This is a genomic window from Dysgonomonas sp. 216 (assembly GCF_010501065.1).
In the GTDB taxonomy this organism is placed as follows: domain Bacteria; phylum Bacteroidota; class Bacteroidia; order Bacteroidales; family Dysgonomonadaceae; genus QVMM01.
In genome coordinates this window covers 1-4,272 of the sequence record NZ_QVMM01000037.1, presented here as the reverse complement: position 1 = coordinate 4,272, position 4,272 = coordinate 1, and the positions used below count along the sequence as shown (strand labels likewise).

General features: G+C 34.9%; 5 protein-coding genes. All 5 read left to right on the top strand.

Annotated elements, in window-relative coordinates:
• Positions 1 to 893 (top strand): RHS repeat-associated core domain-containing protein (locus D0T53_RS13335; protein ID WP_304487047.1); only part of this gene is annotated, 893 nt, incomplete at its 5' end.
• A gap of 11 nt (positions 894 to 904) precedes the next feature.
• Positions 905 to 1,312 carry a hypothetical protein gene (locus D0T53_RS13330; protein WP_163268715.1) on the top strand — a complete coding sequence of 136 codons (408 nt, stop codon included), beginning with the start codon at positions 905 to 907 and terminating at the stop codon, positions 1,310 to 1,312.
• A gap of 141 nt (positions 1,313 to 1,453) precedes the next feature.
• Positions 1,454 to 2,749, top strand: coding sequence for a glycohydrolase toxin TNT-related protein (locus D0T53_RS13325; RefSeq protein WP_163268713.1), 1,296 nt, complete (start codon positions 1,454 to 1,456; stop codon positions 2,747 to 2,749).
• 8 nt (positions 2,750 to 2,757) lie between these two features.
• Positions 2,758 to 3,207: a hypothetical protein gene (locus D0T53_RS13320; protein ID WP_163268711.1), complete on the top strand. Its 450-nt coding sequence runs from the start codon at positions 2,758 to 2,760 to the stop codon at positions 3,205 to 3,207.
• Positions 3,208 to 3,492: 285 nt separating this feature from the next.
• Entirely contained in the window at positions 3,493 to 3,909 is a 417-nt protein-coding gene (locus D0T53_RS13315; protein WP_163268709.1) for a hypothetical protein, read from the top strand.
• Positions 3,910 to 4,272 lie beyond the last annotated feature (363 nt).

Below are 4,272 nucleotides of genomic sequence, written 5' to 3'. Positions count from 1 at the left end.
ATCAGAATTGTTTGTTGCACCGTGGGTACACCATGCATTCGCACATCGACGAATTTGGATATATACACATGAAAGGGCGTGTTTACGACCCTGAAACAATGCAATTCATTAGTCCCGACCCGTATATACAGGCACCGGAAAACTGGCTGAACTTTAACTGCTATTCGTATTGTTTAAACAATCCGTTTAAGTATACCGACCCGAGTGGGGAGTTTTGGCAAGCTATTGCTGTAGTCACGGGCATTATAAAAGGAGTTGTAAATACAATAAAACACGGGGATTTGGAATATCTGGCAACTGATACATGGCGCACCGTCGCAAACAGCTTTAAAATAGAATGGGGTTTATTTAAAGGAAATGGAGTCCAAATTTTATCTCGCTTTACATGGGAACTCCCTCAAACTATTATTGGATACAATTATACCCAATACAGAAACACAGTGGGTAATGTTGATAAAGTTCGTTATTTTGATGGAGCAACCTATGCAATAAATGAAGATTCTAAAAAAAATGATGGAGTTTCTTTAGGCTCATTTATTAACATAAATATCGACCACAAATACGATTATGAAGAGTATGGCAAAGATGGAGACTTCAAGCCATGGGGTAACCCCTTATTTATGCACGAATACGGTCATTACATACAGAGCCAGAGAACAGGTTGGGGCTATTTATTTTCGCACGGAATACCAAGTATTATCAGTGCTGGGAATAGTGAATTTTATTCTAGAATTTATGATCCTGAGATTAACGATTGGAGAATATTGACTACACATCGTATAAATTGGATGGAAATAGATGCAAATAAAAAAGCTGAAAAGTATTTTAGGAAACGGTATGGCATAGATTGGTCTGGTAATCGATATTATAGTTATCCACTCAAGAAACCATAAAAAATAAACATATGAAAAAAATAATTTATTTATCAATTATTTCTACTCTTTTGCTTTTTACTTTAACTTCATGCCCTGTTGAAGAGGTAAATAGGGAGGTTTGGCTCAAAAATAATTCTGATGTCGACATTTTTTTTTCACTAAATTTTTATGATTTTAATAGTACACCTTGTGATTCTATTACATTGCCCCCCAATAAAGAAGGTATAATAATAAATAAAGGAGAAAAAGGAAGAATAGGTCTGATAGGTCTTATAATAGGATCAAAATGTGACTCTGTAAAAATATTTGTTTTAGATGCAGATACGGTTAATACATATTCATGGAAACAAATACGGGAAAAAAATAAAATATTGAAAAGATATGATCTGACATTTAGTAGGTTAGAAAAAATGGGCTGGACAGTAACCTATCCATAAAGTCTCATTAAGCATAAACCCCAGATATAAATGTGTATCTGGGGTTTATATATAAGTAATGTGCTATTATTTTTGCAAGAAAGCCTACAAACCAAAAATTTGCATATTTTTGTCAGGTGTGTCAGGTTTTATAAATAATATGTGTTTGAAAGCTTAAAAAAGAGGTATTATTATAGTTGGGTAGAATTTGGAATTCATTATATTTACGGTGGCGACGGAATAGCGGCAGTGTATATAATGGACAATACGGGCAATAACCTGTATCATACCTATACCGACCACTTAGGATCGTTGGTTGCATTGGTGAAACCAAATAATACGGTAGCCGAAAGGTACTATTATTCGCCTTGGGGTGAGCGCACCAAAGTCACCAATACAGGAATAGCCAACGATCAGAATTGTTTGTTGCACCGTGGGTACACCATGCATTCGCACATCGACGAATTTGGATACATCCACATGAAAGGGCGTGTTTACGACCCTGCAACAATGCTGTTCCTTAGCCCTGACCCCTATATACAGGCATCGGGAGACTGGCTGAACTTTAACCGCTATTCGTATTGTTTTAATAATCCATTTAAATACACCGATCCTGACGGGAAGATGGCTTGGTTTATACCTGTTATTGTAGGTGTAGTTGTGGGAGGCATTAATGTTGCAGTACATTGGGATCAAATTGACAGTTTCGGAGATGGTTTTAAAGCTTTTGGAATTGGTTTTGCAGCAGGAGCATTAGGGACTCTTTCCGGAGGTTCGGCAACAGCAGCTATGGGGGGAACCGGATTTACAGCGGGCGCTATTGGTAGCGCATATGGTTACACCACAAGCACATTAGTGCAATCAGTAGGAAATAACGCCGCATTCGATAATCCTCTTCCAACAGCGAAAGAATTTGGTACAGGTTTGGTAATTGCGGCAGGTACAGGTGGAATTATGAGCGGTATATCCGAAAAGTTGGATAATAGAAGTTTTTGGTCAGGCAAACCTAACGAACTTCCTTTCAGATATGAACCCCTATCGGGTAATGGTGCTAAAACTGTACATAATAATAGTTCTGTATCAACAAAAGAGACTAGCTCTATTCAGAGTAGTGTAAAAAACAATTCAATCGAATCATATTATCCATCAAATAATGGAGCTATAGGAACTCAGAAATACGAATATTTAATGCCTGGTACAAAAATAGATAGATTTGGTAGTACTAAAGGATTTTATTTTTCTGATTATGGAACGCCCATGAATATGAGAGCCTTACCAGCGACAACAGATTTATCTCAATATAATGCATATCGTGTACTTAAGCCAATCCCTGTTTGGAAAGGAACGATTGCACCTGCTTTTAATCAAATTGGAGGTGGAACTCAATATATGTCACCTGTTAATGCAGATATACTAATGCACAAAGGCTTTATCGAAGTATATACAATAAAATTTTAATAATAAATATGCACGAAAATTATATTCCAAAAACAGAGCAAGAACTTGAGAATTGGATGAAAAGGAATTGTTTCAACTTCAATAACTATTCTATTAATGGGAATTTAATCAATGAAGGTTTTGGTATTGATAAAGTTAAGGGACTTTTCATTTGGTTTTATACAGAAAGAGGTCAAAAAAGCGAACTAAAATCTTTCCATACAGAACAAGAAGTTATAAAGTATGCTTATGAACAAATTAAAACTGACAAATGGGCAAAAACGCATTGTATTGGTTTTACTAGCAATAAATCTAAAGCTGAAAAATTATGTAGTATACTGAATAATATGAAAATACAATATATAGAAGATATAATCCCTTATTATGGGATACAATATCCTGTCTATCGAATATTTGTATTAGGATGTGACATAAAAAAAACTCAATTTCTGAGAAAAGAATATTGGACTGAGAAGTAGGAAAATAGTGTTCGATGATAAAGACAAAAGCACAGATAAAACTTATTTCGGGCGATTGGGATGCACTAGGTAATACTAGTAAATATTTTTAGGCAATTTTTATCTTGATGAAAACCGACCTTTTTTAAGCGAAGTGTGGCAAGGAATTAGTCGCCATACATCAACCCTCGTACAGGTGAGGTTAATCGAGATTCTTATCCGATAAAAAGTAAATTCCATTGGACAGATATCTCAATAAATATACCGGTAGCAGGTTTACTCGGTTTTTAATAAAAATTTAAATAGATGCGCAATATGAAAACAAAATTAATATTGATAATGGTATTTGCCTTATTCTTTTGTGGCAAATGTGATGATGATGACGACCAAAGTTTCATTATTTATAATAATTCAGATAAAGAAATTATCATTAGTTATGGATATTTCACTTCATATAATCTACCTTCTTGTATAAATTATAAAGGAGAGGAATATGATCGGTTTATCCGAAACAATGCTATAAAGCCACATTCAAATAAAAATATGAAAAATATAGCTAAGGTTATAAACCCTCAGGACACCTTGTATATTGAGGTATTTAACCGTATAGACATGGATACCATGTCATGTGAAGAGTTTAAAGATAAGTTACCGATAAAAAAAACATGGCTATTTACTAAAAAAGAAGCAGAGGCTACAAATTGGACAGTAACCTACCCATAAAGCCTCGTTAAGAATAAACCCCAGATATAAATGTGTATTTGGGGTTTATCTATAAGTAAAGGAGCATTTCTTTTGCAAGAAAGCCTACAAACCGAAAATTTGCATATTTTTGTCAGAAGTGTCAGGTTTTATAAATAATATGCATTTGAGGACTTTAAAAAGAGGCACTGTTATAGTTGGGTAGAATTTGGAATTCATTATATTTATGGCGGCAACGGAATAGCGGCTGTGTATATAACGGAGAATACGGGTAATAGCCGACAATCAGAATTGTTTGTTGCACCGTGGGTACACCATGCATTCGCACATCGACGAATTTGGATATATACACATGAAAGGGCGTGTTTACGACCCTGAAACAAT